The sequence below is a fragment of the Euzebyales bacterium genome (assembly GCA_035461305.1).
GTDB lineage: Bacteria > Actinomycetota > Nitriliruptoria > Euzebyales > JAHELV01 > JAHELV01.
In genome coordinates this window covers 1-25,259 of the sequence record DATHVN010000031.1, presented here as the reverse complement: position 1 = coordinate 25,259, position 25,259 = coordinate 1, and the positions used below count along the sequence as shown (strand labels likewise).

General features: G+C 70.0%; 28 protein-coding genes and 2 tRNA genes. 16 read left to right on the top strand and 14 right to left on the bottom strand.

Annotated features, from left to right (window positions below):
• Positions 1 to 512: 512 nt before the first annotated feature.
• The 4 genes from VK923_02530 to VK923_02515 form a co-directional block, all read right to left on the bottom strand.
• Complete coding sequence (locus VK923_02530) at positions 513 to 1,394, bottom strand: FtsX-like permease family protein (protein HSJ43542.1); 882 nt, start codon at positions 1,392 to 1,394, stop codon at positions 513 to 515.
• A gap of 476 nt (positions 1,395 to 1,870) precedes the next feature.
• Positions 1,871 to 2,173, bottom strand: a complete 303-nt coding sequence (locus VK923_02525; GenBank protein ID HSJ43541.1) for an ATP-binding cassette domain-containing protein — start codon at positions 2,171 to 2,173, stop codon at positions 1,871 to 1,873.
• Complete coding sequence (locus VK923_02520; GenBank protein ID HSJ43540.1) at positions 2,170 to 2,730, bottom strand: PadR family transcriptional regulator; 561 nt, start codon at positions 2,728 to 2,730, stop codon at positions 2,170 to 2,172. Before VK923_02520 ends, VK923_02525 begins: the two co-directional genes overlap by 4 nt.
• A gap of 425 nt (positions 2,731 to 3,155) precedes the next feature.
• Positions 3,156 to 3,305: a hypothetical protein gene (locus VK923_02515; GenBank protein HSJ43539.1), complete on the bottom strand. Its 150-nt coding sequence runs from the start codon at positions 3,303 to 3,305 to the stop codon at positions 3,156 to 3,158.
• Positions 3,306 to 3,854: 549 nt separating this feature from the next.
• On the opposite strand from VK923_02515, the gene VK923_02510 reads away from it, so the two are divergent.
• The 4 genes from VK923_02510 to VK923_02495 are packed head-to-tail and all read left to right on the top strand — an operon-like array spanning position 3,855 to position 6,775.
• Positions 3,855 to 4,496: an inositol monophosphatase family protein gene (locus tag VK923_02510; protein HSJ43538.1), complete on the top strand. Its 642-nt coding sequence runs from the start codon at positions 3,855 to 3,857 to the stop codon at positions 4,494 to 4,496.
• Positions 4,424 to 4,645: an inositol monophosphatase family protein gene (locus tag VK923_02505; GenBank protein ID HSJ43537.1), complete on the top strand. Its 222-nt coding sequence runs from the start codon at positions 4,424 to 4,426 to the stop codon at positions 4,643 to 4,645. The genes VK923_02510 and VK923_02505 overlap by 73 nt, the downstream gene beginning before the upstream one ends.
• Complete coding sequence (locus VK923_02500) at positions 4,642 to 5,694, top strand: hypothetical protein (protein ID HSJ43536.1); 1,053 nt, start codon at positions 4,642 to 4,644, stop codon at positions 5,692 to 5,694. Before VK923_02505 ends, VK923_02500 begins: the two co-directional genes overlap by 4 nt.
• Positions 5,687 to 6,775, top strand: coding sequence for a cobalamin-independent methionine synthase II family protein (locus tag VK923_02495; GenBank protein ID HSJ43535.1), 1,089 nt, complete (start codon positions 5,687 to 5,689; stop codon positions 6,773 to 6,775). The genes VK923_02500 and VK923_02495 overlap by 8 nt, the downstream gene beginning before the upstream one ends.
• Positions 6,776 to 6,799: 24 nt before the next feature.
• Here the strand turns inward: VK923_02495 and VK923_02490 are convergent, their stop codons facing one another.
• Entirely contained in the window at positions 6,800 to 7,954 is a 1,155-nt protein-coding gene (locus VK923_02490; GenBank protein HSJ43534.1) for a L,D-transpeptidase family protein, read from the bottom strand.
• Between the two features lie 229 nt (positions 7,955 to 8,183).
• Between VK923_02490 and VK923_02485 the strand changes: the two genes are divergently transcribed.
• The gene (locus VK923_02485; GenBank protein HSJ43533.1) at positions 8,184 to 8,669 is read left to right on the top strand and encodes a VOC family protein; all 486 of its coding nucleotides are present in this window, start codon (positions 8,184 to 8,186) and stop codon (positions 8,667 to 8,669) included.
• A 57-nt stretch (positions 8,670 to 8,726) separates the two neighbouring features.
• On the opposite strand, the gene VK923_02480 is transcribed toward VK923_02485, so the two are convergent.
• Positions 8,727 to 8,930, bottom strand: coding sequence for a lamin tail domain-containing protein (locus VK923_02480; GenBank protein HSJ43532.1), 204 nt, complete (start codon positions 8,928 to 8,930; stop codon positions 8,727 to 8,729).
• A 192-nt stretch (positions 8,931 to 9,122) separates the two neighbouring features.
• On the opposite strand from VK923_02480, the gene VK923_02475 reads away from it, so the two are divergent.
• Positions 9,123 to 9,416 carry a helix-turn-helix transcriptional regulator gene (locus tag VK923_02475; GenBank protein HSJ43531.1) on the top strand — a complete coding sequence of 98 codons (294 nt, stop codon included), beginning with the start codon at positions 9,123 to 9,125 and terminating at the stop codon, positions 9,414 to 9,416.
• A gap of 560 nt (positions 9,417 to 9,976) precedes the next feature.
• Here the strand turns inward: VK923_02475 and VK923_02470 are convergent.
• Positions 9,977 to 10,648, bottom strand: coding sequence for a maleylpyruvate isomerase family mycothiol-dependent enzyme (locus VK923_02470; protein ID HSJ43530.1), 672 nt, complete (start codon positions 10,646 to 10,648; stop codon positions 9,977 to 9,979).
• A 530-nt stretch (positions 10,649 to 11,178) separates the two neighbouring features.
• Between VK923_02470 and VK923_02465 the strand changes: the two genes are divergently transcribed.
• On the top strand, positions 11,179 to 11,637 hold the full coding sequence (locus tag VK923_02465; GenBank protein HSJ43529.1) for a hypothetical protein: 459 nt from the start codon (positions 11,179 to 11,181) through the stop codon (positions 11,635 to 11,637).
• 171 nt (positions 11,638 to 11,808) lie between these two features.
• On the opposite strand, the gene VK923_02460 is transcribed toward VK923_02465, so the two are convergent.
• On the bottom strand, positions 11,809 to 12,339 hold the full coding sequence (locus VK923_02460; protein ID HSJ43528.1) for a peptidoglycan recognition family protein: 531 nt from the start codon (positions 12,337 to 12,339) through the stop codon (positions 11,809 to 11,811).
• Here VK923_02460 and VK923_02455 point away from each other — a divergent pair.
• The 3 genes from VK923_02455 (at position 12,323) to VK923_02445 (ending at position 13,710) form a co-directional block, all read left to right on the top strand.
• Positions 12,323 to 12,544 (top strand): hypothetical protein, encoded by a 222-nt coding sequence (locus VK923_02455; protein ID HSJ43527.1) that lies wholly within the window; start codon positions 12,323 to 12,325, stop codon positions 12,542 to 12,544. The genes VK923_02460 and VK923_02455 overlap by 17 nt on opposite strands.
• Before the next feature lie 51 nt (positions 12,545 to 12,595).
• Positions 12,596 to 12,775, top strand: a complete 180-nt coding sequence (locus tag VK923_02450; GenBank protein ID HSJ43526.1) for a hypothetical protein — start codon at positions 12,596 to 12,598, stop codon at positions 12,773 to 12,775.
• A gap of 428 nt (positions 12,776 to 13,203) precedes the next feature.
• A complete protein-coding gene (locus VK923_02445; protein HSJ43525.1) occupies positions 13,204 to 13,710 on the top strand; it encodes a YbhB/YbcL family Raf kinase inhibitor-like protein in 507 nt (168 codons plus the stop codon).
• A gap of 423 nt (positions 13,711 to 14,133) precedes the next feature.
• On the opposite strand, the gene VK923_02440 is transcribed toward VK923_02445, so the two are convergent.
• The 3 genes from VK923_02440 to mobF form a co-directional block, all read right to left on the bottom strand.
• A complete protein-coding gene (locus VK923_02440) occupies positions 14,134 to 14,418 on the bottom strand; it encodes a hypothetical protein (GenBank protein ID HSJ43524.1) in 285 nt (94 codons plus the stop codon).
• On the bottom strand, positions 14,415 to 14,855 hold the full coding sequence (locus VK923_02435; GenBank protein ID HSJ43523.1) for a hypothetical protein: 441 nt from the start codon (positions 14,853 to 14,855) through the stop codon (positions 14,415 to 14,417). The genes VK923_02440 and VK923_02435 overlap by 4 nt, the downstream gene beginning before the upstream one ends.
• Positions 14,856 to 14,967: 112 nt before the next feature.
• The gene (gene mobF, locus VK923_02430) at positions 14,968 to 15,492 is read right to left on the bottom strand and encodes a MobF family relaxase (GenBank protein ID HSJ43522.1); all 525 of its coding nucleotides are present in this window, start codon (positions 15,490 to 15,492) and stop codon (positions 14,968 to 14,970) included.
• Positions 15,493 to 16,290: 798 nt separating this feature from the next.
• On the opposite strand from mobF, the gene VK923_02425 reads away from it, so the two are divergent.
• From VK923_02425 to VK923_02415, 3 genes are all read left to right on the top strand, one after another.
• Positions 16,291 to 16,467, top strand: a complete 177-nt coding sequence (locus VK923_02425) for a hypothetical protein (protein HSJ43521.1) — start codon at positions 16,291 to 16,293, stop codon at positions 16,465 to 16,467.
• Positions 16,468 to 17,181: 714 nt separating this feature from the next.
• Positions 17,182 to 18,141: a diadenylate cyclase gene (locus VK923_02420; protein ID HSJ43520.1), complete on the top strand. Its 960-nt coding sequence runs from the start codon at positions 17,182 to 17,184 to the stop codon at positions 18,139 to 18,141.
• A 908-nt stretch (positions 18,142 to 19,049) separates the two neighbouring features.
• Positions 19,050 to 19,535, top strand: a complete 486-nt coding sequence (locus VK923_02415; protein HSJ43519.1) for a nuclear transport factor 2 family protein — start codon at positions 19,050 to 19,052, stop codon at positions 19,533 to 19,535.
• A gap of 145 nt (positions 19,536 to 19,680) precedes the next feature.
• Here VK923_02415 and VK923_02410 read toward each other — a convergent pair whose 3' ends face one another.
• Together VK923_02410 and VK923_02405 are read right to left on the bottom strand one after the other, a co-directional pair.
• Entirely contained in the window at positions 19,681 to 20,541 is an 861-nt protein-coding gene (locus VK923_02410; GenBank protein ID HSJ43518.1) for an SDR family oxidoreductase, read from the bottom strand.
• Positions 20,542 to 21,519: 978 nt separating this feature from the next.
• Positions 21,520 to 21,675, bottom strand: coding sequence for a hypothetical protein (locus tag VK923_02405; GenBank protein HSJ43517.1), 156 nt, complete (start codon positions 21,673 to 21,675; stop codon positions 21,520 to 21,522).
• 9 nt (positions 21,676 to 21,684) lie between these two features.
• Between VK923_02405 and VK923_02400 the strand changes: the two genes are divergently transcribed.
• Positions 21,685 to 22,995 carry an alpha/beta fold hydrolase gene (locus VK923_02400; GenBank protein HSJ43516.1) on the top strand — a complete coding sequence of 437 codons (1,311 nt, stop codon included), beginning with the start codon at positions 21,685 to 21,687 and terminating at the stop codon, positions 22,993 to 22,995.
• Positions 22,996 to 23,286: 291 nt separating this feature from the next.
• Here VK923_02400 and VK923_02395 read toward each other — a convergent pair.
• A tRNA-Ser gene (locus VK923_02395) sits at positions 23,287 to 23,376 on the bottom strand.
• Between the two features lie 221 nt (positions 23,377 to 23,597).
• Here VK923_02395 and VK923_02390 point away from each other — a divergent pair.
• Complete coding sequence (locus VK923_02390) at positions 23,598 to 24,797, top strand: MFS transporter (GenBank protein ID HSJ43515.1); 1,200 nt, start codon at positions 23,598 to 23,600, stop codon at positions 24,795 to 24,797.
• Positions 24,798 to 24,850: 53 nt separating this feature from the next.
• A tRNA-Ser gene (locus VK923_02385) sits at positions 24,851 to 24,941 on the top strand.
• Positions 24,942 to 25,259: the final 318 nt, after the last annotated feature.

Here is a 25,259-nt window from a genome sequence, read left to right as displayed (position 1 = left end):
CCGCCGCACCCGCCATCGCGGCGGTCCGGATCGCGTCGCCGGCGATCGCCGGCGGACCCGTCTCCACCGTCACGCGCTGCCCGAGACGGCCGGCGGTCGCCTCAGCGGACCGTACCTGCACAGGTGACAGCGATCCTCGCGTGCGCGCCAGCCACCGGGTGAGCTCGCGAGCCGGTCGCGCGCCGCTGCGGTGGAAGGTCTCAGTCGACAGCACGATCGGTGGCACAGCCTCGGGCACGAGATCCACCGCGATCCTCTGGACACCGTCGGGGGCGAGCGCAGCGGCCTGCTGTTCGACGTCCCCCCGACGGAGTCGTCGTCGGTCAGCACGAGGACACGGCCCTCCTCCAGCGCCGTACCCGCGGAGGACGGCACGTCCAGTGCGTCGAGCAGCCGTGCGTCGGCGACCGAGACCACCTGCGGCAGGCCACGTGGCCGTGCCTGGTCGACAGGTCCGGTGATGGTGAACGGTGCCGCGGACGCGACCGGCAGTTCCGCCCGCAGCTCAGTGATCAACGGCTGCGGTGCCGCGCCGTCGACGAGTAGCTGATCGTCGGCGAGCAGTGGCTCGTAGCTGCGCGCGAGGCCGATCTCGATGCTGCGCTGCGTCGCGCCGACTGCGATGGACAGGCCGAGCCCGGCGACGATGGCCATGACGATCGGCCGGTCCGCGCCCGGAACCGGGCGACGTCGCGCACCGCCAAGCGGGCGCCCACAGGGAGCCGGCGACCGAGCGGGCCAGCCAGGCGGTCGATCAGCCATGGACTGACCGCCCCGAGCCCGACCACCAGGCCGGCGGTGCCCGTCAGCAGGCCCAGGGCTGTGAGGGCCTCATCCGCCGTTGCGGCGTTCGTCGCTGCCGACGTAGCGGTCGCGACGACCACGACCGTACCCACGATGCCGGAGCGCAGGCCGCCGACCAGCAGCCGCCGACCGGACGTCCGGGGTGGCCTGCGGCCCGACAGCGCGGCGTCGACTGGGATCCGCCCCGCCGACTGCGCCGTCATCCATGAGCTCGCGACCGCCGTGACGACCCCCGCCGACCCGGCGCCGGCCAGCAGGATCGGATCGACCACCAGTCCGTCGACTGCGCGGTTGATCCATCCCTCGAGCCAGGGCAGGGTCGCGGCCGCGATGCCGAGTCCGGCGGCGACACCCGCCAACGCGCCGACTGCACCCGGCACCAGCGCCGACACGAGCACCGACCACCGCAGATGCCGGACCGCGGCCCCGGCCGCGGCGAGCAGGGCGAGCTCGTGACACCGTCGCGGTGCCGACACCGCGAACGCTGCACCGGCGACGAGACCGGCGACCAGCAGGGCGAAGCCACCGAGCACCATGATCAGGAGCAACCGCTTCGGGTCCGTGGTGGCGACGTCCGCTCGGCTCGACATCCCAGCCGGCCCGCTCCAGAGCGCGCGCCACGGCCGGAGTGTCCGTCCCGGACGGCAGGTCGACGAGCACACCCGAGGCGGCCGGCGCCCGGTCCGGCGCCATGTACAGGGCCTGCCGGTCGAGCTCCAGCGGAGCGCGCACGATGCCGACCACTTCGAGTGCGCCGACGCCGGTCTCCAACGTCGAGCCGACCCGTGCGGCCAGCGGTCCAGTGACCGCGATCTCGTCGGCGCCCGGCCGCGGTGCGCGTCCGGCGGTCACCGCCACCGTGCCCGCACCGAGCCCGTCCAGGTCGGTGCCGGTCGCGGCGACGAGTTGACCATGAACGGTGAGCTGCCCCCGCCACACGGGCTCGACCGCCGACGACGGCGGCAGACCGTCCGGTGCCGTCACCGTGTCGCCGTCGGTCGCGTAGGCGGCCAGATCGGCGGCGCCGAGCGTTTGGCGCGCGAGCGCGGTCGCGGTCGGCGTGTGGTCAACAACACGGTCGCTGCGGCCGCGCTGCCGGCGAAAGCGCGGCGACGTCGCGCCCCTCGACGAGGACGTGGCCGGTGGTGGGCTCGGCCAGCCCGCCCATCAGCATGAGCATCGTGGTCTTGCCGGACCCGCTCGGCCCCATCACCGCGACGAACGACCCGGTGCGCACGGACAGGTGGGTCGGTGCGAGCGCCGCGATCTGGTGGTCACCTTGCGTGTAGGTCTTGCTGACGCCGTCGAGACGCAGCACACGATCATCGGTTGTCGCGATCGGCGCGGACCGGCGGCTGAGGTCGGTCATGTCGTCTCCCCTCCCACGCGGTCTGACAGCCCGCTGCGGGTGCCGCGACGTGCCAGGCGCGCCTCGCACAGGTCGAGCCACCGCAGCTGCGCCTCGACGTTGAGGATCAACGCGTCGTGCAGCAACACGCCCGGCAGCTCGGTCACGTCGTCGAGCAATTCCTTCTGGCGCGTGTAGCGCTGGAGCACGCCCATGAGCGCCGTGCGCTGCCGCCGGATCATCCCGACCGCATCGACGTCCGGGGCTCCGACTGCCAGCAGCAGCTTGATTGCGAGCTCGTCGCGGGGCGGCGGGTCGACGAGCACGGGCTCGGAGAACCACCGTTCGAGCTGCGCGCGCCCAGCCGCCGTCAGCGCATAGGAGCGCCCAGCCCCGCGGTCGCTCTCGTCGCCGGGCGCCACCAGGCCGTCCCGCTCGAGGCGTTCCAGGGTCGAGTAGACCTGGCCGATGTTGATCGCCCACGTGTGGCCGGTCCGGTCCTCGAAGTCCGCCTTCAGCGCGTAGCAGTGGCGGGGTTCCTCTGCGAGCAGTGCGAGCATGCCGTTGCGGACCGACATGAATGGACCCTTCCGGCAATAGTTACTGAGTAACCATACCGGACCGTCGGCGATATGCCACTCGGACGGTGTGGCGAGGTCGACCGGATTGGACGGGCAGGGGCGTCCGGCTTCTATCGAAAGGGAGGCGTAAGTGAAGCGGACCTGTGACCTCGTGGTCGTAAATTTGGACGGCACGACGCCCATCGGGCTGTGGGCGGGCCGTGAGGCTGCTCGGCGTTGCTCCTCCGGCGGTGCTGCTGCTACTCGGCTACCTCATGCCGCTGTGGGTCTGCGCCCCCGGAATGGCGGTGGTCGCAGATCACGGGGGTGACGCTTGCGGATCCCGATGGAGCGATCTGACTCCAATCGACGCGGGTCAGCAGGTTCCGGCGGCGGTCGCAGGGAAGGACACGACGCCGCCCAGGTCTGGCGGCGCCGTCGTCTCAGGCGATGCGCGGCCGCCAGGCGATCGCTCGGCGGAGCGGCCGTGAGCGCGGACGGGACGCGGCGACGCGGCTACGGCGCCGGTGCAGCGCGGCCTCGCGCAGGCGGTCGGACATCACGCTGCGGACGTACAGCTCGTGGTGCGACATGGCGTGCTCCCTCGGGTGTGGTGTCGGGCACACCCTCGCCGCACCGGCCTCGACCAGGATCGGTGACCGCTGCCTACTTCACCGCCGACGTTGCCGATGCGGCGACCTCGGGACCCGACGCTGCGTGTTGGCTCCGGAGGCATGCCGCCGACGGACTGATTCGATGGACATGTCCGGGCGCGCCTGGAAGGCCTGAAGCTCGGCGTGCGCCTGGCGTTGGCGACCGCGCCGGTCATGATCGGCCCCGAGCGTGCGCTGTCGAGCAACAGCTTCTGGCCGTCGCTATCACCAGCCGGTCGCGATGCCGGTCGGCATTCACCGCCTGGCACGGCCTCCGCGGCGTCATCCACGTCGCAGGCGGGAGCACGACGGCGAACTGGTCACCGTGCGCCACTGACCGACACGGCTGATCTACCGGCCACGTGCATCGTCACATAGCGTTTGCACAGTGACTGACGCCATCGAAGCCCGAGCGGGGCCACCAGCCGTGACGTCCGATCCTTGGCCGAACGCCGTGCCCATCGTCCTCGCCGGGCAGCCGCGCCGGTCATGAGGCACCGCGAGCTGGAGGTAGCGGTCGCTGCGGCACGCGCCGGCGGCCGTGCGGTCCTCGACAGCCGACGCCGGCTGGAGATCGCCCGCAAGGACGATGACCGAGCCAACATCGTGACGTCGGCTGACCTGGCGTCACAGGCGGCGGTCACCGCTGTCATCACCGAGGCGTTCCCCCGGCATGCGATCGTCGGTGAGGAGGGCACCGCGGGCTCCACCGGCAGCGACGAGGTGTGGTACGTCGACCCGCTGGACGGCACGACCAACTACGTGCACGGCGTGCCGTTCTGGTGCGTGTCGGTCGCGCTGCACCGCCCCGACGGCGTGGTGTGCGGCGCGGTCTGCGACCCGCTCCGCGACGAGGTCTACGCGGCGTTGCGCGGCGGCGGGGCGACGTGCAACGACGTGCCTCTGTCGGTCTCGGTCGTCGACCGGCTGGACCGCGCGCTGCTCGTGGCGATGGCGCAGTCCGACGACCCGGCGGTCATCCACGAGTACGTCGTGCTGTACGAGCGGCTGCTCAATGTGGCCCGAACCTGGGCTCACCCGCGCTGGCGCTCTGCCTGGTGGCGGCGGGCCGGTTGGAGGCCTACGTCGAACGGTACATGGATCCGTGGGACATCCTCGCGGGCAAGGTGATCCTCGAGGAGGCCGGCGGCACGCTGACCCGCTTCGACGGCACGCCGCTGGACGTGCCACAGCTGGCCGACATCGTGGCGAGCAACGGGCCGCTCCACGACCAGCTGCTCGTGGCCCTCCACGCTTCGACCGACAAGGAAGCGACATGAGCACCTACGTTGCCCCCGACACGCTCCCGGTCACGACGACCGGCGGTTGGTCGCGACCCGGGTGGTACGACATCCTCGACGAGCCCGTCAACCGCGACCGGTTCGGGCCGCTCGACCGCGAGGAGCTCTACGACGACTACTGCCGCCTGGCGATCATGGACCAGCAGGACTGCGGGCTGGACATCGTCACCGACGGCGAGCACCGGCGTCTCGGCTGGATCGAGGGGATCACCTCGGCGCTACCCGGCACCCGGCGGGTGCCCCCGAAGCGCAACCTGGGCGCGGTCGGCTTCGACAACCTCTGGACATACGAGGTCCACGAGCGGGTCGAGCAGATCGAGTCGCTCTGGGACTACGTCAGCGAGTACGAGTTCCTGGCGGCGCACACGGACCGCCGCCCGCGCGTCGGCCTGCCGGGTCCGTACGGCATGACCACCGAGCTCGACCACACCCCCACCTACAGCAGCCGGTACGACTGCGCGAAGGCGTTCGTGCCGGTCACCCGCCGGCACGTGCAGGACCTGGTCGCAGTGGGATGCGACTACATCCAGCTCGAGGAGCCGATCACGCCGTCGCACGCCGAGGACGACCGCACACCGGAGGGCATGGCCGAGCTCATCAACGCCGTCGTCGACGGCGTCCGCGGCTGCACCTTCACCGTGCACATCTGCTTCGGGTCGTTCCGGCGGCTGCCCTACGCCAAGCGCACCTACCGCTGGTTGTTCCCCAAGCTGCTCGACGCCAACGTCCACGGCTTCAGCCTGGAGTTCGGCGCGCGGGAGATGTCCGAGATCGATCTGGTCGGCCAGTGGGACCGGGAGCGCATCCTGTCCGCAGGGCTGATCGACATCAAGACGCACTACGCGGAGAAGCCCGAGGACATCATCGAGCGCGTGCGCACGTGCCTCGAGTTTCGCGACCCCGAGCGACTCGAGATCTCGACCGACTGCGGCCTGCGGCGGGTGCCGCGCGGACTGGCGAAGCAGAAGATGTCGGCGGCGTCGGAGGCGGCGTCAGAGGCGGCGCGGAGGTTGCGGACCAGTGGCTGACCTCCTCCGCGCAGACAACGTCGGGAGCTTCCTGCGGCCCGCCTACCTGACCGACGCGCTCGACCGCCGCGCCGACGACGCCGAGCTGCGGCAGCTGGAGGACCGGGCGGTCCGCGAGGTCGTCGCGCTGCAGGAGGAGCTGGGCATGCCGGTCGTCACCGACGGCGAGTTTCGGCGGCGGGTCTGGTACGGCACGATGACGCGCATCACGGAAGGGTTCGACCCGGAGCGCTTCGAGCGCGTCTACACCGATGAGCAGGGCAGGCAGGACCGCCACGGCGGCCCGGTCGTGGTCACGCCGCTCGAGCGCACGCGCAGCCAGGTCGACTTCGAGCTGGCGTTCCTGCGCGAGCAGACCGACCGCCCGGTCAAGATCACGATCCCCAGCCCAAGCCACTTCCTCAGCTACTGGACGCCCGGGGTGTCCGACCGCGCGTACCCGGACCGCCAGGCGTTCCTCGACGCGTTGATCGGGCTGATGCACGAGGACGCCGTGGCGCTGGCCAACGCCGGCGCGGCGTACCTCCAGATCGACGCACCCAAGTACACCTACTTCCACGACGAACGGCTGTACCCCGACGCGGACCGCCGCGCCGAGCAGCTCGCCGAGTACGTCCGTCAGGACGCCCGGGTCCTGGCGGGGGTCGAGGGTGTCGTCACCGGCCTGCACATCTGCCGCGGCAACTACCGCGGCATGTACGGCAGCAGCACGCCCTACGAGGAGTTCGCCGAGGTGCTGTTCCGGGAGGCGGACAGCTACGACCGGCTCCTGCTTGAGTACGACAGCGTGCCCGCCGGCGGCTTCGAGGCGCTGCGGTTCGTACCCGACGACACCGTCGCGGTGCTCGGCCTGGTGTCCACCAAGACCCCCGAGCTCGAGGATCCCGATGCTCTGCGGCGCCAGATCGACGAGGCGTCCCGCCATCTGCCCCTCGACCTGCTCGCGGTCAGCCCACAGTGCGGGTTCGCGTCGGCCTACCAGGGCAACCAGGTGACCGTGGACGACGAGCGGCGCAAGCTCGAACTCGTGCTGCGCACCGCGGAGGACGTGTGGGGTGGTGTCGGCTCGCCGATGCCGTGACAGGCGCCGGCGACCGCGCCCGGGTCACTGCAGAACGTGGACCGGCGTGCCGTTGGGCAGCTCGTCGGGCAGGTACTCGGCGATGTGCATCGGCAGCCGGATACAGCCGTGGCTCGCCGGGTACGGCGGCACCGAGGTCGCACCGTGGAAGGCGATCCCGCCGTTGAAGTACAGGGGGTTGTACAGGCGCCCGATGTCGAGGCTCGACTCACGCCACCCGCTGATGCGCCGACCGATGACGAAGTCACCAGTCGGCGTGATCGACGTGCCGCTGTGCTCCTCGTTCTCCCACGGGATGCCACTGCCGCTCGAGCCGTGACTGACCAGCACCGGCCGGGTCTCGCCGGGGTCGTAGACCTTCATGACCTGCTGGGACAGGTCGAACTCGACCCAACGCTTCTTGTGCCTGCGCTTCGCCCTGCCGATGCTGCCCTCCTCCAGCCGAGCGAACGCGTGCTCGTCCAACGGACCCCAGTTGCCGTCGACCGGCACGCCGGCCAGCTTCTCGAGCGCCCACACGGCCTCGACGGTCTTGGTGCCGTACACGCCGTCGGCGGGACCCGGGTCGAACGGTGCTCGCGCCAGGCGCCGCTGCAGCTTCCTGACAGCCCTGCCCGTGTCACCGGTTTCGAGCAGCTTGACATCGGACTCGTAGTCGGCGAGCGCCGCGACGGTCCTGGCGTTGGCCTGCCCGGTCCGCTTGAGGCCGGCGATCAGCTGGAAAGACCTGACGGCCGCCTGAGTGCGCGGACCGTAGGCTCCGTCGACCGGCCCCGGGGCGAAGCCGAATCGCGCGAGCCTGCGCTGGACCTTCTCGACCTTGGCCCCACGGTCGCCGGTTCCCACCACCGCGAGGGCACGCTTGTTCGGCGTGGACTCGTCGTGCCCCTCGTTGCCGGCGGCGGCCGCAGCCTGAGCGCCGACGTGGGCGGTGTCGGTGTCGTCGGCGCCGTCCGTCGCCGCCTCACTCGTGTCGGCGGCCGCGATCTCGGATCCGTCTGCCGAGACCTCGCGCTCGGACGTCTCGTCGCTGGGCGCCTCCGCTACGGGCTCGTCAGTCGCGACCGCCTCCGTGCCCGCTCGGGCGGCCGCGTCAGGGCCCGTGACGGACGGCAAGCCGGTGCATCCGCCGAGCGCCATGGCGCCGGCGAGCAGCATCGCCCAGATCCTACGTTGCATCAGCGACCTATCGTCTCCGGCCCCCCGAGGTCATGTCCCATGTTCGCGGCCGGTCCCGCCGGAGGCACGCGATCGGACGAACGATAACAGCGACAGGCGCCCGCGACGTGAACGCTCCGCGACACGGGCTCGTCACGGCATGAGCGGATGCGATGAGTTCGCCGGTGCTTGACGTCTACATCAGCGAACACGTTCCAGCGGGGACGGCCCGCCGACGAGAGGCAGCGCGATGCGGCAGAAGATCACCCCCAACCTGTGGTTCGACACCGAGGCCGAGGAGGCCGCCAACTTCTACGTCTCGGTGTTCAAGAACTCACGGATCGTCGACGTGACCCACTACAACGAGGCCGGTCCGCGCGAGGCCGGCCTGGTGATGACGGTCGAGTTCGAACTCGATGGCCAGCGCTTCGTCGGCATCAACGGCGGCCCGGAGTTCACCTTCGACGAAGCCGTGTCGTTCGAGGTCTCGTGCGAGACCCAGGACGAGGTCGACTACTTCTGGGAGCGGCTCTCGGACGGTGGCGAGGAAGGGCAGTGCGGCTGGCTGAAGGACCGCTTCGGCCTCTCGTGGCAGATCACGCCCGTCGGGATCGAGGAGATCCTCAACGATCCCGACCCCGAGCGGGCGCGACGGGCGATGGAGGCGATGCTGCAGATGGGCAAGCTCGACGTCGCTGCCCTGCGCGCCGCCGCAGACGGCACCCCGGCGGGCTGACGATCCCGTGCAGGCGCCGGTCCGGCAACCCGGGCCGGCGCTGTGGCGCGACCTCGGTCAACAGCGCACCGACACATCGCCGCCGTCGTAGGTGCACCGGTCCTTGACGTCGCCGATCCTGTTCTTGAGCGTGGCCCGGTCGCCGTCGTTGTTCCAGACGTACCAGCCGCGCCCCCAGTAGAGGTCGTTGACGTCGTCCGTGCCCCTCCCGGTGTGGATCCGCATAAAGCGGCCGGCTTTGAGCCTGAATCCCTGCGGGATCCACCACCCGCAAGTCGTGTCATCGACCTGTCATCCGCTCCGACAGGACGGATCCGCTGCAGTGCGTCGGCACGTTGAGCTGTCCGCGATGTGCGGCGCGACCAATGGACGCCCGCTGCCGACTCGAGGACCGACGGTCAGCTCGCCGGTTCGTAGGTCAGGTTGAGCACGCCGGTCTCGAACGTCTCACAGTTGGACTCCCGGCACTCTGCCCCCCATCGAGGCCGACATCCTCGTCGCCGCCGTCGCTCTCAGCGCGCCGAGGAGCGGTCGTTCCACGGCGACCAGCTCGCGAAGCACCTGTCGGACGACGGTCGGAGGCTGATCGGCCACGGCACGCTGTACAAGGCCCTGGGCCGCCTCACCGAAGCGGGGCTGCTGTCGAACGGGTGGGAGGATCCCGACATGGCCGTCGCGGAGGGTCGCCCGCGCCGGCGGCTCTACGAGGTCACAGGCGCGGGCGAACAAGCCCTCATCGCGTGGTAGTCCGACCATTGCACGGTGCAGGCGCGTCCCGGCTGGAGTCGACGTGAACGCCGCCGAGCGCGCGGCCGCGAACGTGCTCGCTTGGAGCGCGGTCTACACCGCCGCGTCGCCCCGACGTCGCTGAGGCACGTCGCGCCGAGCTTGCGAGCGATCTGTGGGCGCAGGGTTCGACGCCGGTGACACACCACCGACGCAGACGGCGGTAGCCCATCCTGCGCCGCATGCCCGCCGGGGTGCCCGCCGATCTGCTGTGGCGACACCACCAGTTGCGCGCCGCGACCAGGCAGCCTCACAGGCAACGCATCGATGGAAGGTGGATCATGATTGGCAATCGGACACTGCGCACCCGCGCACGGCTGCGGCTCTCGACGCGCCGCTGCAGGGCCGGCGGCGAGCGCTACCAGCGCCGGTGCCCCTGCTGCCCCGTGTGCAAGGCCAAGAAGGGCGACAGCGACGTATCGAAGGGTGAGGGCACCCGTCGGCCGGCCCCGGCATCATGTGAGGTGGCGCGAAGCCGGCGGCCGCTGCAAGTGCGGCCGCCGGTTCTCGTGTCACCCACATCAGCCGATGAGTGGGAGACGGGGGTCGGTGTGCGGACCGCGACCTGACGCGGCACGGATCCACTCCCGGTCGTCGGCGAGGTCCGCGGGTCGGCCGGCGACCGTCCGGCGGGCCAGTAGGTCGTCGAGGATCTCGGCGGTGATCGCGATGCCGTCCGGTGTTGCGATGCTGTCGCGGCCCAGCGCATCGGTCAGGTCTAGGCCGTGAACGACGGCCTCGACCACCCTGCTGATGACGAACTCGTCGAGGCGCATGAGCGCGTAGTAGCCCGGACCGATGAGATCCGGGGGACGATCGCGGGCCTCCTGCACCGTCTTCGTGAAGGTCTCGCCGAGGACGTCCGGCATGTCCGATGGCGTCCGACCCTCGACCATCGAGTACGCGTAGTCGTACACGACGGGTGCGACCTCGGACCGGGCGAAGATGAAGAAGCTCGTGCGGTCGCGTCCCGGCTGGCCTTCCGTCGGGTCGGCCATGAGCATCCGCGCAAGGCCGATGGAGATGTCGAAGTGGCCCGCCAACTCGAACACGGTCCAGTGGGGCTTCGTGGTGTCGATGGGCTCGAGCTTGGTCGGCTTTCGCCAGTTGTCTGGCGTCAGGCCCGCGAGCACCTCGTGGACGCGGCCGAGCTCTGTGTCCAGCGTGTTGACGGCGTGTTCGTAGGTCGGCATCGGGGCAGCCTCCTTCACCCGGTGGGTGGTGCCTCGGCCCCTCCTCCGTTATCGCCGCGGATCGCAGCGTTCGTCAAGGCTTGCTGTTCCTGACGCGCTGCGAGTGCCGACTCGAGACGCGTCTGAGCTCGTCGGGGTCGCGTTGCCTGCCGTCCGTTGAACAGCCGCGTGGCGAAGGTCGACGGAGCCGATCGGCGCTGGAGGCCAAGTGCCGCTGATGCCGCCATCGGGGGTGATCCCTGTGGACCCGCTCACGCGGGGCCGGGGGGGCCTCGCCGGTCTGCGGACTGACCGTCGGTCTGCTGAGTATAGTCGGTTGGCTTGGGACAACCCGATGGGAACAAGGCGCCGACCGTCGGCGTTGCCGAGGATGAGGATCCGATCTATCGATCGGGATCGATCCTAAACGGGATTCACGGAGCCGGTGAACGATCGGCTTGAAGGGCCGGCGCCCGGGCCCGTGATCTGTAGAATCGACGGAACAAGGCGTTGCGGCAGTTGCCCGCGGCCCTGAGCGAGGGACTGGGATCATGGCCCTCCGAACCGATGAGCCGTGGAACTCCACGAGTTACTGGAGTGAGCCGGCCGAGCAGGCGTTCGCGACAGCCCGTCGCAAGGCCCGGCGGCAGGCGCGCATCGACCGTCTGCGCAGGCGCCGCACCACGCTGATCCCGTTCGACGACGTCGTCGCCCACTCGGGTTGTTGCCCCGAGAGTCACGTGCGCACCGAGGCGGTCCCGCTGCACAAGATCGTCGGCAGCGTCGGCAAAGCGCAGTACTTCACCCGCTCGCTGCATCCCGCCACCGACGACATCCGCCAGCGGTGGAAGCGGGCCTTCGCCGCCGCCCATGGCATGCGTGGCTACGAGCCGGTCGAGCTCTACGAGTTCGACGGCAGCTACTACGTCATGGACGGGCACTTCAGAGCGTCGGTGGCCAAGGCGCTGGGCAACGACACGATCCAGGCGATCGTTCGTCGCTGGCTGTAGACCCGCGACGGGACGTACCACGCAGCATGTGACTGTGGCATCGTTGCCGCGCCGGCCGGTTCGTTCGCCCGAGCGGAAGGAGCAGTGAGGCGACGAGCGATCCACGCTCACACGGGTGGCGGCCGACCCGGACCGGGACGGTGCCATTTGCCAGTTGGCACCCGTCCGACGTCACGCGTCGCCGCTCTCGATTCTGGCGACGAGACGGTCGCCGGCGTCTCCACAGATCTTCCGAAGCGAGACCCCGCCTCTGTTGATGCGCCGACGGACGCGGCGCCGGATGGTCCCGTTCTCCAACAGCCGATACAGCGCGTCGCCAGGGCAGGCGGTGTTCGCGAAGTCGCGGTGGCCCTTGATGCGACGCAAGGGCAGGTCGTACGTCACGCACGCCCACGCCAGAACGTGAACGAGGGCTCTGACCTGCGCGTCGGTCGGCTTCTGCTTCTCGAAGTTGCCCTCGCACATCACGAGCAGGTGACCGCGCGGGTTGTAGTCGGTGCCCGTGTCGCCCCTGGCCCACAGCGGTCGCCCGCGGTACACGTGACCACGACGGTCGATCAGCAGGTGGTACGCGATGTCGGGCCAGCCTCGCGCTTGGTGGTTGGCCTGGTGGGAGCGGAACCGCGCCGGCGCCTTCCGGTTGTCCCAGAACCCCACGCCGCTGTGATGCACGGTGACGCGCTCGATGCTGTGGGCCCGCATCCTGCCCGTCCTCGGTCTGGCGCCCCACGCGTCGCGACAGATCACGAGGATGCGCCGCTGGGCGGCGGCGGCCAACGTGACCGGCCACGTGGCGATGCCCGCTGTCACGGCAACCAGCGTCAACAAACGCCGCCTCGACATCGCGTTACGCCGTCCTGGTGTCGTGCTCATCAGACCGCCCTTCCCAACGCTGGGCATGTTCTAGCCGCTGGAAGGGGCCCGAAGGGTGAGGCGGAGCACAGGCAGGCGACGGACCTTGGACCCCGAGACGACCGGCCGGCGCGATGCTGCGACGGCGCCTGTCAGCGCGCCGCACGCCCTCCCAGGCGCGATGCAGCAACTGGGACACCGAACAGTGCCGGTGCGCGCGGAGGTGATGGGCAAGCTCGACATCGCCGCGCTGCGCCGAGCGGCCGACAGGACGGTCGTCGCCTGACCGTCGATCGTGCTCTCCGGGGTTGAGCGCAGGGCAAGGGGACTCGGCGACGCGGCTCGGCCACATGGTGCCCCGCACCAGGCCGAACCTGCGGCGTCAGAGTGCAGGGAGGCGTGGTCGGCGATGACCGCACGGAGTTCACGATCGACAGCAACAGTGGACGACACTCGCGTCTGCCGTCCATGCCGCGACGTCATGCACGGGCCCCGTCGGTCCACGGCCCCAGGAAGCCTCCATCGGAAGGCTGACGTGCAGGGACGCCTTCGGCTCAAGCCGTGTGGCGAGCTCGCGGGGACGTCGTTTCGTATGGCGTGATCGTGACCGACGGCGTACATGCGTCAGCCTGTCAGCCAGAGCGTCAGCGCAGTCAGCGGGTACCCTCGATCCTGTCAATGTGCAGCGTCCGGAGGTGGATCAAGCTCGCTGCCATGGTGGTCGTCACCATGCTCACAGCAGCGTGCGGCCGCACGGACGACGCCGGGGACAGCGCGACGCTCGCGGTCTCGAGCACCGCGGTGGCTGACGGTGATGACATCCCGGTAGAGTTCACGTGCGATGGCGAGGACATCGCGCCGGACCTGACATGGTCCGACGTACCCGCGGACGCGGTCGAGATGGTCATCATGGTGGACGATCCCGACGCCCCCGGTGGCACGTTCACGCACTGGACGGTGTGGGGGCTGCAGCCCGACGCCGCGCCCATCGGCGGCGCTCTGCCGCAGGGAGCGATGGAGGGGACCAACGACTTCGGAGAGGTCGGGTATCGCGGACCGTGCCCTCCCGCGGGAGACGGCCCGCATCACTATCGGTTCCGCGTCCTCGCGCTGGACTCCTCGCTGGACCTGCCCCGGGGCGCCCCGCCCGCGCAGGTGACCGCCGCGATCAGCGGCCATGTGATCGCGCGGGGGCAGCTGCAAGCCACTTACGCCCGCTGACGCGCCGGTCCGCCTACGCCCCGCGACCTCGGTCGCCGCTCATTGATGTCGGGCGACTCCCGTGTCTCGACGCTCGAAGCACCGCTTGTCGAGGATGTACATGTGGCCTCGTTCAGCACCACCACGCCGACTGTTGCGCGCAGCGTCTGCAGCCGATGTGTGTGTTCGACGCCGGTCGATTGGTGGCGGAGGTCGGTGAACCCGGCGCAAGGGTTCATGCGGTGGACGCGGTGGGATTCAAGCCCCAGATGGCGGACACCCCGAATCGGGATTAGCAGCGGTTCCGGAGTCGTCCTTTTCGTTGGGCGTTGTTACGTTCGTCCAGGTCAGCAGGGGTTTCGAACACGATAAGCATCCCGTTTCGGACCCCTCAGACACCGCCGGACAACGAATAACGTTGGGGATTTCTGCGCCATGGCACGTCTACGCGAGCGCCGACCGCGCTGCAGGGCCAGGCGGGTGCGGGTGGGGACACATCGCGGCCTCGTCGAGCACCACGACGACGCCGAGCGGCAGCGTGCGGCGGCCGTGTCGGAGTTCGACCAGGAGGGGTCGACCGTCGCGTGTCGCTGATGCCGGCGGACATGGCGAGTTGATGGGCGGCAGTGGCGGATGGTGCGACGCCGATGACCCGATGTCGACGGCGGCGAGCGCCGCGCGGTACGCGCCGAGTGCGGTCGACTTGCCCGTGCCGGCCTTGCCGATCACGACATCGACCGCCAGCGCCGGATGACGCGAGCGTGCGGACCATGGTCTGCTAGTCGGCGTCCAGGGTCGGGTGGGGCGGCGAGCACCTGGTCGACGATCCACCGCGGGATGCGTGCGACGCCGGCGTGCCGGCGACTGGTGGCGCGGTGGAGCAGTTCGGTTTCGGCGGTCAGCAGGTCGACGGTGGTGTAGCGGCGCTCGGACTGATCGACTGTCCGCACGATGCGACCAGTGGCGTCGCGGACGCGCAGCAGTTCGCCGGTGGTCCGTGCGGCGGGCGCGAGGACGGGTACGACACGGTCGTCCCGCAACAGCCGGTTGAGGAGGACCTCGATGCGCAAGGCAGCGTTGTCGGCGGCGGTGCCGTGGATCGCCGAGCGGGTGGCCAGGTCGATGGTCGCGTCGCGGCGGGAGAAGCTCGACGCCCGCTTCGTCACGCTGTCGGGTCCCGTGACCGCATCCAGTAGCCGTGTGACGTGCGGGATGGGGGACGTGTGGCGCCTTGGCGTGCTGGAACAGCCCGCCGTCCAGCGCCGCTCTGCGGCCGCCTCAAGGAGGTCGATGAGGACGGAGTGGGTCCTGTAGTTGCGGGTCGCCTTCGCGGGAGCAGTGGTGCGTGAAATCCGCGCGCAGGAAGCCCAGCTGGGAGCCGTCCTGCCGGTCGACACCGTCCCGGCCCAGGCGGGCGACCCACGCATGGCGAGTGAGGTAGCCGAGGGCAGCGTCGATCGCGGCGGCCTGCGCCTCACGCACCTCGTGGCGGGCCTCCTGAGGCGCGAGCGCCCACAACGCCGAGAACGACTTCGGCGGCGAGAACGTCACATCCCACGCCGCCACCCTTCGGTTCGCCCGCGGCTTCAGCCGCGCGCCGGTCGCCGGATCGTGGCCTTCAAGGACGCTGCGGAAGTCCTCGGCGACCACGTCGCCGGACAGGCCGAGGTGCTCGGCGAACGCGTCGCGCCACACGCCAGGCGCTTCACCGTGACCGGCGTAGTAGTCGTAACGATCGCGAGAGACCTGGTCGACGTAGTAGGCGACGCTCGCACCAGCATCGCCCGCACGGATCGCAGCCACCGACGCGACCATCAGCTGCCACCCGCCCCAGCGCACCACCCTGATGAGCGCCAGATCCGCCGAGGAGCAGTGAGGTCGAGGTGTGAACGTGTCGCGGCATCGATGATGTGCCGCGCGGCGACGTGGGTGTCGAAGTCGCCAAGAACGTCGACGTACGCCGCGCGTTTCGACGTTCGGTGCGAGCCATCGACCTCGCGGAAGGCGCCAGCGTCGGTCAGCGCGGACCGACCGGCGCAGCGGGCGGCCGTCGGGCAAACGCACATCCAGCCGTGCCAGTACGGCGACACCGGTGGGCTCGCTGTGGGCGAGCCGGTCGAGCGCATCGCGCAGCTGGGCAGCGGCCTCGGCGTTGAGATCGAGCCGTACTCGGCTGCCCTGGGAACCACGCTTCCCGTTCGGGCGTCTCGTGCTGCTGGTCGTGTCGCGCTGGCCGGTCGGGGTCTCGAGGGCTGGTGGGCATGAGATCGACGGTGGAAACGCAGCGATCTGATCGGGGTGAGGCGAGACGCAAGGACCCTGCAAGGGAGAAACCGGGGATCCGACCCGCGGAGGCGAACTCGCAGCGCTGGCTCATCGTCCACAGGCGAGCCAGCGAGAAGCAAGGCGAGGCGCAAGCGGAGTAGCAAGGTGTTTTGCCAGTTCCGTGAGTAGGCCGTAGGGCGTCAAATCCGCGACGACGGGAGTCCACCCATGGACAAGCTGGGCAACGACGACGGACGACCGGAGCAGCGCGTCGGCGTGCGGGTACGACGCGACGACTAACCGTGCGCGTAAGGGGCGAGGACCTGCCGCTGACGCTTGTCGTGGAGCGCCGCCAGGCTGGTCGGCATCGGCCGGTCGCCGATGTACGCCTCGGTCAAGCGCGGCGACTTCGAGACCATCCAGGTCAACGGCCGCATCGCCGTGCTGACGCTGCCGCTGCTGCGGCGGATGGGGCTGGACGTGCCGGACGTCGAGCTGCGCGGGCCCGAGTGACTCAAGGATCTCGTGAGTTCGGCGGTCAGGTGTGATGGATAGGCCCAAACGGTGACGCAACCATGCTCATCCGCATGGGGCCTTCAGTCGGCAACGGATCAGGTCGTCAGCCGTAAGTCGCGGAGGTCGGACCGAGACCGCCCTGGTGGAGCGTCGGGATGCATCGCCTCGCGTCATCCGAACGGGCACCCATCGTCCCGTCGTGTGCGTAGGGGCGTATGCCGGCAGGCGTCGTCGATCTCGTGCATCGTGCGGCCTGGGTGCATCCGGGGCCGGGTCGCCTGCGGGGGACTTCGAGTACGACGAACCCGAACGTGTACGCCAGCAGGGCGTTCAGGCCGCGTTCGACGTCATCGCGACCGAACGCCACGCTGCGCATCGGCGCGTAGGCGTACTCGGCGACCGTGATGCCGGCCGGACCGAGGTAGGGCCGGGTGAGCGTGGAACGACGAACGCAGGGTGGGCCAGCAGGGTGTTGCGGACCGCTTGCGCGAGCTCAGTGAGCCCTCGCTCGCAGGCGCGGGTCAGTGGCTGGCGGGTCGGCCCGCGTCCCGACGGGGGATCCCGGGAGGTACCGGTGGCCCACGGGTGGGCGTGGGTGGGTGCGACGGCGCTCAGGGTCGCGCTGGGCCTGGCGGGCGGCGTGGCGGTGACCGGCTACGACACACGGGTCGTTGACCTCGCGGTCATCGGTGACCCGGGTAGGGTTCGACCATGGCTGAACCCGGAGTGGCGCGGCGTCGACGCCTTGGCGAAGAGCTCGAGGAGAGCGGTCTGCCATCGACAGGCACCGTGGCCTTCCGCGAGATGCTGGTCGACGAGATCGACCATGCGCTCCGGCCGCCTGTCCACGAGCGGCGGGTCCCGAGCTCTGGCACGGTCCTCGAGCCACGTTCGGAGCCGTCCACCTGGGAACCAGGAACCCAGCTCGACATCACGCGCAAGCCGGTGGGTGAGCAACTCCTGTCGGCGGTCCGCCGCTTCGCCGACGGGCTGTCGAGCTGGCTCCTGCGCCGCAGTGACGGTCCCAGCGAGTGGGTGATGTTCGATCGACCCGCAGGCTCCGAGCGGGACCTCGTCGTGCTGGCCAACGTGTTGGATGCCACGATCGTGCAACGTCATCCCGCCGGCTCGGTCAGGGTCGTCGGTGACTTCGGCGTGCTCCGCTGGGAGGGCTTCAGCTGGCACCACGAGCCACCCGTACGAAGCTGGATCGACGTCGTCGCCGCGTGTTCGCTCCACGGCGATGCCGAGGTGCTCACGGCGATGTTGGAGTTCGCGGTCCATGACCTCGGGTCAGCGGGCATCGGGGCGCTGCTCATCCATCGGCCGAACGGCGAGCCCGGTCCCGCGGTCGAAGAGCGCCTCCCCCCGCCACCACCGTTGCAGATCCGCCGGCCCGCGCACCTCGCTCCACTCCGCCACGCGCTCGCGCAGATCGACGGCGCTGCGATCTTCGACGCCGACGGGGTCCTGCGGCGCCTCGGGGTGCGCCTGGTGCCGAGCGCCATGGCGGAGGACACCGTCGAGGCGTTCGGAGGGACCCGCCACACGTCCGGACGGCGCTACAGCTTCGACGACCCGCTCGCCACCCTGATCGTCGTGAGTGAGGACGGTCCGGTCTCGGTGCTGCGGAACGGCGAGGTGCTCGGCCGCTCCGACCTGCGTGGGTGACGGCACCGGTTCACTCGACACCGCGGACTGGTCAGCGGCGCGCGCTGGGTTGCGCACCACGTGGTCGAGGACTGACCATGAGATCCGGGTCAGGTCGAAGCGCGGCGGCGGTCGCCCAGGCCATCGCCAAGGCGTGTGGGAGTTGTCGTGCACGAACAGACCGTTGCGTCCGTAGGTCGTGACGTCGGGCAGCTGCCGCACCCGGCTGTCCACCGATCGAGGTGGCGAACGGGCGACCCGGACGATGGCCGGCCGTGCTGATCACTCGCAGCGAGAGAATCATCGGTGGACCGATGAGTTCCGCGCCCAGTCGACGTTGCACGGTGTACTGACGTCGATCCGAGGGTGGGAGCGGACATCAGCACGCTGTTGGAAGGTAGGAACGCGATCGTCTACGGCGGTGGCGGGGGCATCGGCGGCGCCGTGGCGCGCACGTTCGCGGGACGGGGCGTAGGTGTTCCTGGCCGGCCGGACCCGCGAGACACTGGAGGTGGTCGCCAAGGACATCGAGGCGGTGGGCGGTGCCGCGCACGTGGCCGTCGTCGACGCGCTGGACGAGGCCGCGGTCGACGCGCACGTCGACGATGTGGTCGCTGCCTGGACGTGCTGCGCAAGCGGTCAAGGCAGGCCACCGAGCCGCGCTCGTTCGCCGACGTGCCATGGCTGCAGCCCTACCCGGACCGGCTGCTCGACGAGATCGCACCCCCCGACGACCAGCCCGACGCCGTCGCGGTCGCGCGCGAGACGATCGAGCTGGCGTACCTGGCGGCCCTGCAGGTGCTGCCACCGCGGCAGCGGGCCGCGCTGCTGCTGCGCGACGTGCTCGGCTGGCGGCCAGCGAGACCGCGGAGCTGGTCGAGACGAGCGTTTCGGCGGCCAACAGCGCACTGCAGCGGGCGCGCGCCACCATGCAGCAGCACCTGCCGTCGCAGCGGTCGGAATGGTCGGCGCCCGAGCCAACGGCCGAGGAACGCGAGCTGCTCGCGCGGTTCATCGACGCGCACGAACGCTGCGACTCGGCCGCCGCGGCCGCCGTCGCGTCGCAGGACATCCGCGTCACGATGCCGCCGCAGCTCATGGTCTTCGACGGGCTGGACGCCATCGCGCCGCTGCTGGAGCGGGCGTTCGGCGACCAGCGCGAGGGCGACTGGCGGCTGCTGCCGACCACGGCCAACCGCTTGCCGACCGCCGCGAGCTACCTGCTGCGGCCCGGCGACACGATGTTCCGGGCGTTCAAGTTCGACGTCCTGCTCATCGAGGACGGCAAGATCGCCGAGATCACCACGTTCGGCCCCTCGCTGTTCGGCGCATTCGACCTGCCGGAGACCTTCCCGGATGACCCGTGGGCCAGCCCTGTGGTGGGGATAGGCGCTACAGAACGCCGACGTTCGTGACGTGGAGGGTGATCGTTTGGGGGCATGGACGCTGTGACGTGAAGCCAACCTGCTCGCCATGTGAACCCGGAGTCCCCGTCGGCTGGAGGCACATGTGGGTCACGCACGACAGGCCTCATGCCGCGCCGAGGATGCGAGAGGCGGGTCAGGCAACCGTCGGGGTCTCCTCGATCGTCCGTCGCGCCTGGCGGGTGAGGTCCACGGCAAGTTTGAGTCCGAGCGGCGGCGCGAGCCGCCACATCCACCACAAAGCCTGCACGCTCCGCGGCGAGACGATGACCGCTCGGTTCCGGGCGATGCCACGGAGCACGTCCGCCGCCAGCCGGTCTGCCGGGTACAACCGTGTCCGTTGGCGCCGCAGCATCTCCCGCATCGTCGGGAGTCGCGCCGCGGACGTCGGCACCGGCAGGTCTGACGGTCCCTTCGTGTCGAGGATGGGGGTGTCGACGAATCCGGGACAGACGACGCTGACCCTCACTCCGAAGTCCGCCCCTGCCGCACGCAGCGCGAGGCTCAGTCCCACCACACCGGACTTCGTCATCGCGTACGGCGCCGTTCCCCCGGAGATGGGCATGAGTCCGGCCAGCGACGCGGTGTTGACGATGTACCCGCCCTGCGGCTGCTCCTTCATGAGCGGGTACGCGGCCCGGCAGCCGTGGAGCACTCCTCGGAGGTTCACGTCGATGGCGCGTTCCCAGTGGGCGAGAGAGAGCTCCTCGGGCTCTCCAGAGACGTCGACTCCGGCGTTGTTGAACATCAGGTCGAGCCGCTCGTGAGCGGCATGCACGTCCCGGACGAGGTCAGCGACCTGGTCGCCGTCGCGGACGTCGAGCAGGACACCTCGAGCGGCACCTGGGCCGGCGGCGGTCAGCTGCTCCGCGAGACGCTCGGCGGCGTCGTGCTGGACGTCGGCGAGCACGACGTCGTGGCCGCGGACGACCAGAGCGCGACCGATGGCCGCACCGATGCCCGAGGCACCTCCGGTGATGATCGCGATACGGCGCATCCTTCTCCCCTTCCGTGACGGGCGATTCACCACCGGTCCCAGTGGACGGCGGCGGCCAGTGAACGGCGGCGGCGAGGCGACGGCGACGGACCGGACTGCCCTTCGCGCCAGCCGACCGGGACAAGCGCGAGCAGTCGGACGTCGGGCGGGAGCCCGAGGACGCGGGCCTGACCTGATCGATGCAGGAGACATGGTGTCCTCCTCGCTGGGTCCCTCCACCGCTCGCCCCGCGCTTCCATCATCCACGGATGCGATGTGGTGCGACAGGGCCCCGGTCGAACCGCCACATGCGGTCACGACGTTGCGTCGTCGTGCGCTTCGGTCGATGGCACGTGCGGTCAAGGGGGCGACTTCGAGACCATCCAGGTCAACGGGCGCATGGCCGTGCTGACGCTCCCACTGCTCCGGCGCGGGGGCTGGACGCGTGACAGACGTCGAGGCGCCCGCTCGCGGATAACGTTGGGAACTTCGTTGGGGATCCTCGGACGGCTCCGGACGACCGCCGGGGGGCGCCGCGAAAACATGCTCTGATGACATGAAGGGACGGGATCTCCGCTCCTGCTGAGCGCCCGGTGGGGCCACACTCGGTGGTGTTCAGGTAGGCCATCGATGTGAGGAGGAAGATCCCGATGGCTTCTCAGTATGTCGGTATCGATCCGCACCGGCGACGGTCGGTGATTGTCCGTCACCGGACGATCGGGGACGGGCGACAGCGACACGGTCATCAGCAGCGCGGGGGCAGTGACGACGACCCAGGCCATGGGTGCGAGCCGTGACCGACGCTGGTGAGGCGGTGCGCCGCTCGATCAGGAGTACGCCCGCGGCAACCCCGACGAACGACCACCGAGAAGATCCGGTCCAAGATTGAAGGCGTCAGCGCACGATGGGTCGCGTCGTCGTCGGCTGCCCTTCGTCGCGGTGATCATGCGACCAGGGGGATGCCTCGCGGTTGACGGCGAACTCGTCGTCGTTGGTGATCTACGCGAGGAACGTGGCGGTCACGCGGTGGGTGTTCCCTTCGGGGTCCGTCACGGTGTCGGCGAACGCGGAACCGAACGCGTTGGCCCGCGTCCCGCTGACGAGGACGTCATTGTCGTGGATGCGGATGTCGCGGCCGCTCCTCAGGACCGACAAGCACAGGACATGTCTTCGGGTCTGTCACCCCGCGACGATGCCCGCCGGCGCGGCGCAGGGCTCGCTACGCTGCTGCCGACAGTGATGGAGGAGGCCGTGGTGGCGACGTCGAGCACCTGCACGTTCACCAATGCTCGAGGACAGGAGCTGTCTGCCCGACTGGAACGGCCCGACGGGACACCCATCGCGACCGCCCTGTTCGCCCACTGCTTCACGTGCTCGAAGGACCTGCGGGTCGAGCGACAGATCACCCGCGCTCTGACCGATCAGGGCATCGCGGTGCTGTCCTTCGACTTCGCGGGGCTCGGCCGCAGCGGTGGTGACTTCGCCGACGCGACCTTCTCGTGCGACGTCGCCGATCTGCGTGCGGCCGCCGGGTACCTCGCGAACACCGTGACGGCACCGGCGCTGCTCGTTGGCCACTCACTGGGCGGGGCCGCGGTGATCAGTGCCGCGCCGGACATCGACGGCGTGCGGGCGGTCGCGACCATCGCCGCGCCGGCCGATCCGGCGCACGTGGAACACCTGCTCGACGACGCCGACCGCATCCGTCAGGAGGGCTCGGCCACCGTCACGATCGCCGGCCGCACCTTCACGGTCCGCCGGTCGTTCCTGGAGGATCTCGACCGCCAGCAGCCGCGCGTACAGCTTGGACGGTTCGACGGTGCGCTGCTCCTGTTCCACTCGCCCGCCGATGACCTTGTCGAGATCGACAACGCCGAGGACCTGTACCGCGCCGCGCGTCACCCCAAGAGCTTCGTGTCACTCGACCGTGCCGACCACCTCGTCACCGACCAGCGCGACGCCGCCTACATCGCCTCGGTCACCGCGGCATGGGCCAGCCGGTACATCACCGACGGCGACCTCGGCCAGGGCGACGCCGAGAGCTACGGCGACGCCATGGTGACCGCGACCAACCACAGCGGACTGCGGACCACGATCAGCACCCGCGGCTTCACCATGCTGGCCGACGAGCCGTCGAGCGTCGGCGGGACCGAGCGGGGGCCGACGCCCTACGACTACCTCAGCGCCGGACTCGCGGCGTGCACGGCGATGACCTTGCGCATGTACGCCTCCCGCAAGGACTGGCCGCTGGCGTCGGTCGAGGCCACCGTCACCCACGACCGCATCCACGCCGACGACTGCGCGAACTGCGAGCACGTCGAGGGGCGCATCGACCGGTTCGAGCGCACGCTGCGCATCACTGGCGACCTCGACGACGAACAGCGCACAAAGCTGATCGACATCGCCGACAAGTGCCCGGTGCACCGCACGCTCGAGGGGCAGATCGAAGTGCACACGACCGTCGCGGACGGCTGAGTAGCCCGCGAAGGCGGGCTCACCGGGTGCCCGTTCGGTAACGACCCGTCCGGTCGGAGCGACGGTGTGCATGTGTCAGCCTTTGGCGTCCGCATCAGCGCAGTCGGCGCCGCTTCAACCTGCCAGAGACACTTCCCGGGTGCCAGGGTCGGAGCGGTGGACGGGGCTGGACGTGCCGGACGTCGAGCGGCCGGCTCCCGAATAACGTTGGGAATTTCGTTGGGGATCCTCGGACGGCTTCGGACGACCGGCCGAAGATCGCCGCGAACAGGCCGCTGACCTGGGGTTTTGCGGAGGCTGAGGGATTCGAACCCTCGATCGGGACAGACCCGAAACGGGATTAGCAATCCCGCGCCATAGACCAGACTAGGCGAAGCCTCCCAAGCATCGACCCTGAGCCGATGTCGACCGGCAGTGTAACCACCGGCCATGCGGTCGGCAGCGCCACACGGGCTCGATGACGTAGCTGCTGCAAGCGGACCTCACCGATCGTACGCTCGCAGGTCTGGGCGGACGCCCGTCGCCTGGCTGTGCTCCGGACCACACGCGTTCCGGCCGTGACATCGCGAGTCGCGGTCACGTCGACCACGAGAGGACGTCGCGTGACGGAACCCGTCGCACCAGCATCGACGTCTGCCCGCCAGATCACATGGGCGTCCTACAGCATGCTCCTGGTGTTCGGCTTGTCGGTCGGTCTGCCCGGCCCCGCGGTGCCATCGCTGCAGGATGCATATGGGTTGAGCTACGCAGGGGCGGCACTGCACCTCACCCTGTTCTCGGCTGGCTCGGCCGTCGGCAGCGCATTCGACGACCGCCTCGACCGTCGGTTCCACCGCACGACGCTGCTGCGCGCATCGCTCGCTGCGGTCGCCATAGGCGCGGCGTTGTGTGCCCTCGCGCCGACGGCCGCCGTCAGCCTCGCCGGTATCACCGCCATGGGTGTCGGTGGCACGATTGCGATCAACATCGCCCACGGCGTGCTCGGCTCGGAGCGGGCCGACGGCCGCGGCACGGTTCTGGCCAACGCCCACCTGTTCGCTGCCATCGGACTGGCGTCAGCCGCGGTCGCGGTCGCGGCTGCGCGCGCGGTCGGCCAATGGAGGCTCGCCTTCGCCTTGCCGGTCGTGGGGGTCGTGGTGATCCTGCTGACACGCCAGCCGCAGCGGCTGCCTGCGAACGCTGCCGCGTCAGCCGAGACACCCGTCCAACCGACGCCCACCTCGACCGCCGTGCGCATCGGAGGGATGGTCCTGGCGCTGTCGGTCGCCGTCGAGTGGGCGGTGACGTTTTGGGCCGCGTCGTTCCTGCGCGATCCGATCGGCCTGACTCCCACGTTCGCCGACGCGATGACCATTGGTGTGCTCGCTGGCCTGGTGCTTGGCCGCTCGCTCCTGGGACGTCTGATTAGGCGTCGCGCCGCTGTGGTGCTGCTGCGCGCGGCGTTCGTCGTGACGATCGCCATGTCCGTTCCCTACCTGGTCGGCCCCCGCCTGCCGGACCCGTTCGGCGTCGTCGTGCCGGTCGTCGCCCTGGTCCTGCTGTGCCTGACCGTCACGATGCTGTTTCCGCTCGCGTTGGCCGTCACGCTGACCGCGGCCGGCGGATCGGCGACCGAGCAGCAGCGGGCCTCGGCGACCGCGTTGGGCATGGGCGCCGCTGGCGCGGTCGTCACCCCCTACCTGCTCGGTGCCACCGCCGACGCGACGACGCTGACCACCGCGCTCGTCGTCCTGCCGGCAGGCGCGCTGCTCGCGCTGCTCGCGATCGCAGCGATGCACAGGACCGCACAGCCCGCGCGGTAGGCCACAGCGACGGCACCGGCATCCCGGCACGTGTCTACACTCGGGAACCTGTTGGAGGTGTGGCCGAGTCTGGTTGAAGGCGCCAGTCTTGAAAACTGGTAGGCGACTTCGTGCGTCTCGTGGGTTCGAATCCCACCGCCTCCGCTGAAAACCCGCCCTGAGCTGCGGAAACGCGTCTGGCGGGCCATCGTGTTCACAAGTGCACAATGCGCCGGTTCGGCGACTGCAACCGAAACTGCAACCGAAACCGCTCAGGACGCCTCTGTGCGGCCCCGGCCGGTAGGTGCTCGGGCGGTGGCTCCGGCCGATCAGCGTTAGCCGGGTTGGGGGTATCCATTTAACCGGAGTAGGCTGGGGTGGTGGATCACCCTCGTGCCGGTGTGCACTATCCGAGATCGGTCGGCGAGTTCCAGGCCTGGTTTCGTACCGATGCGGACTGTCTGGACTACCTGGAGTGGCTGC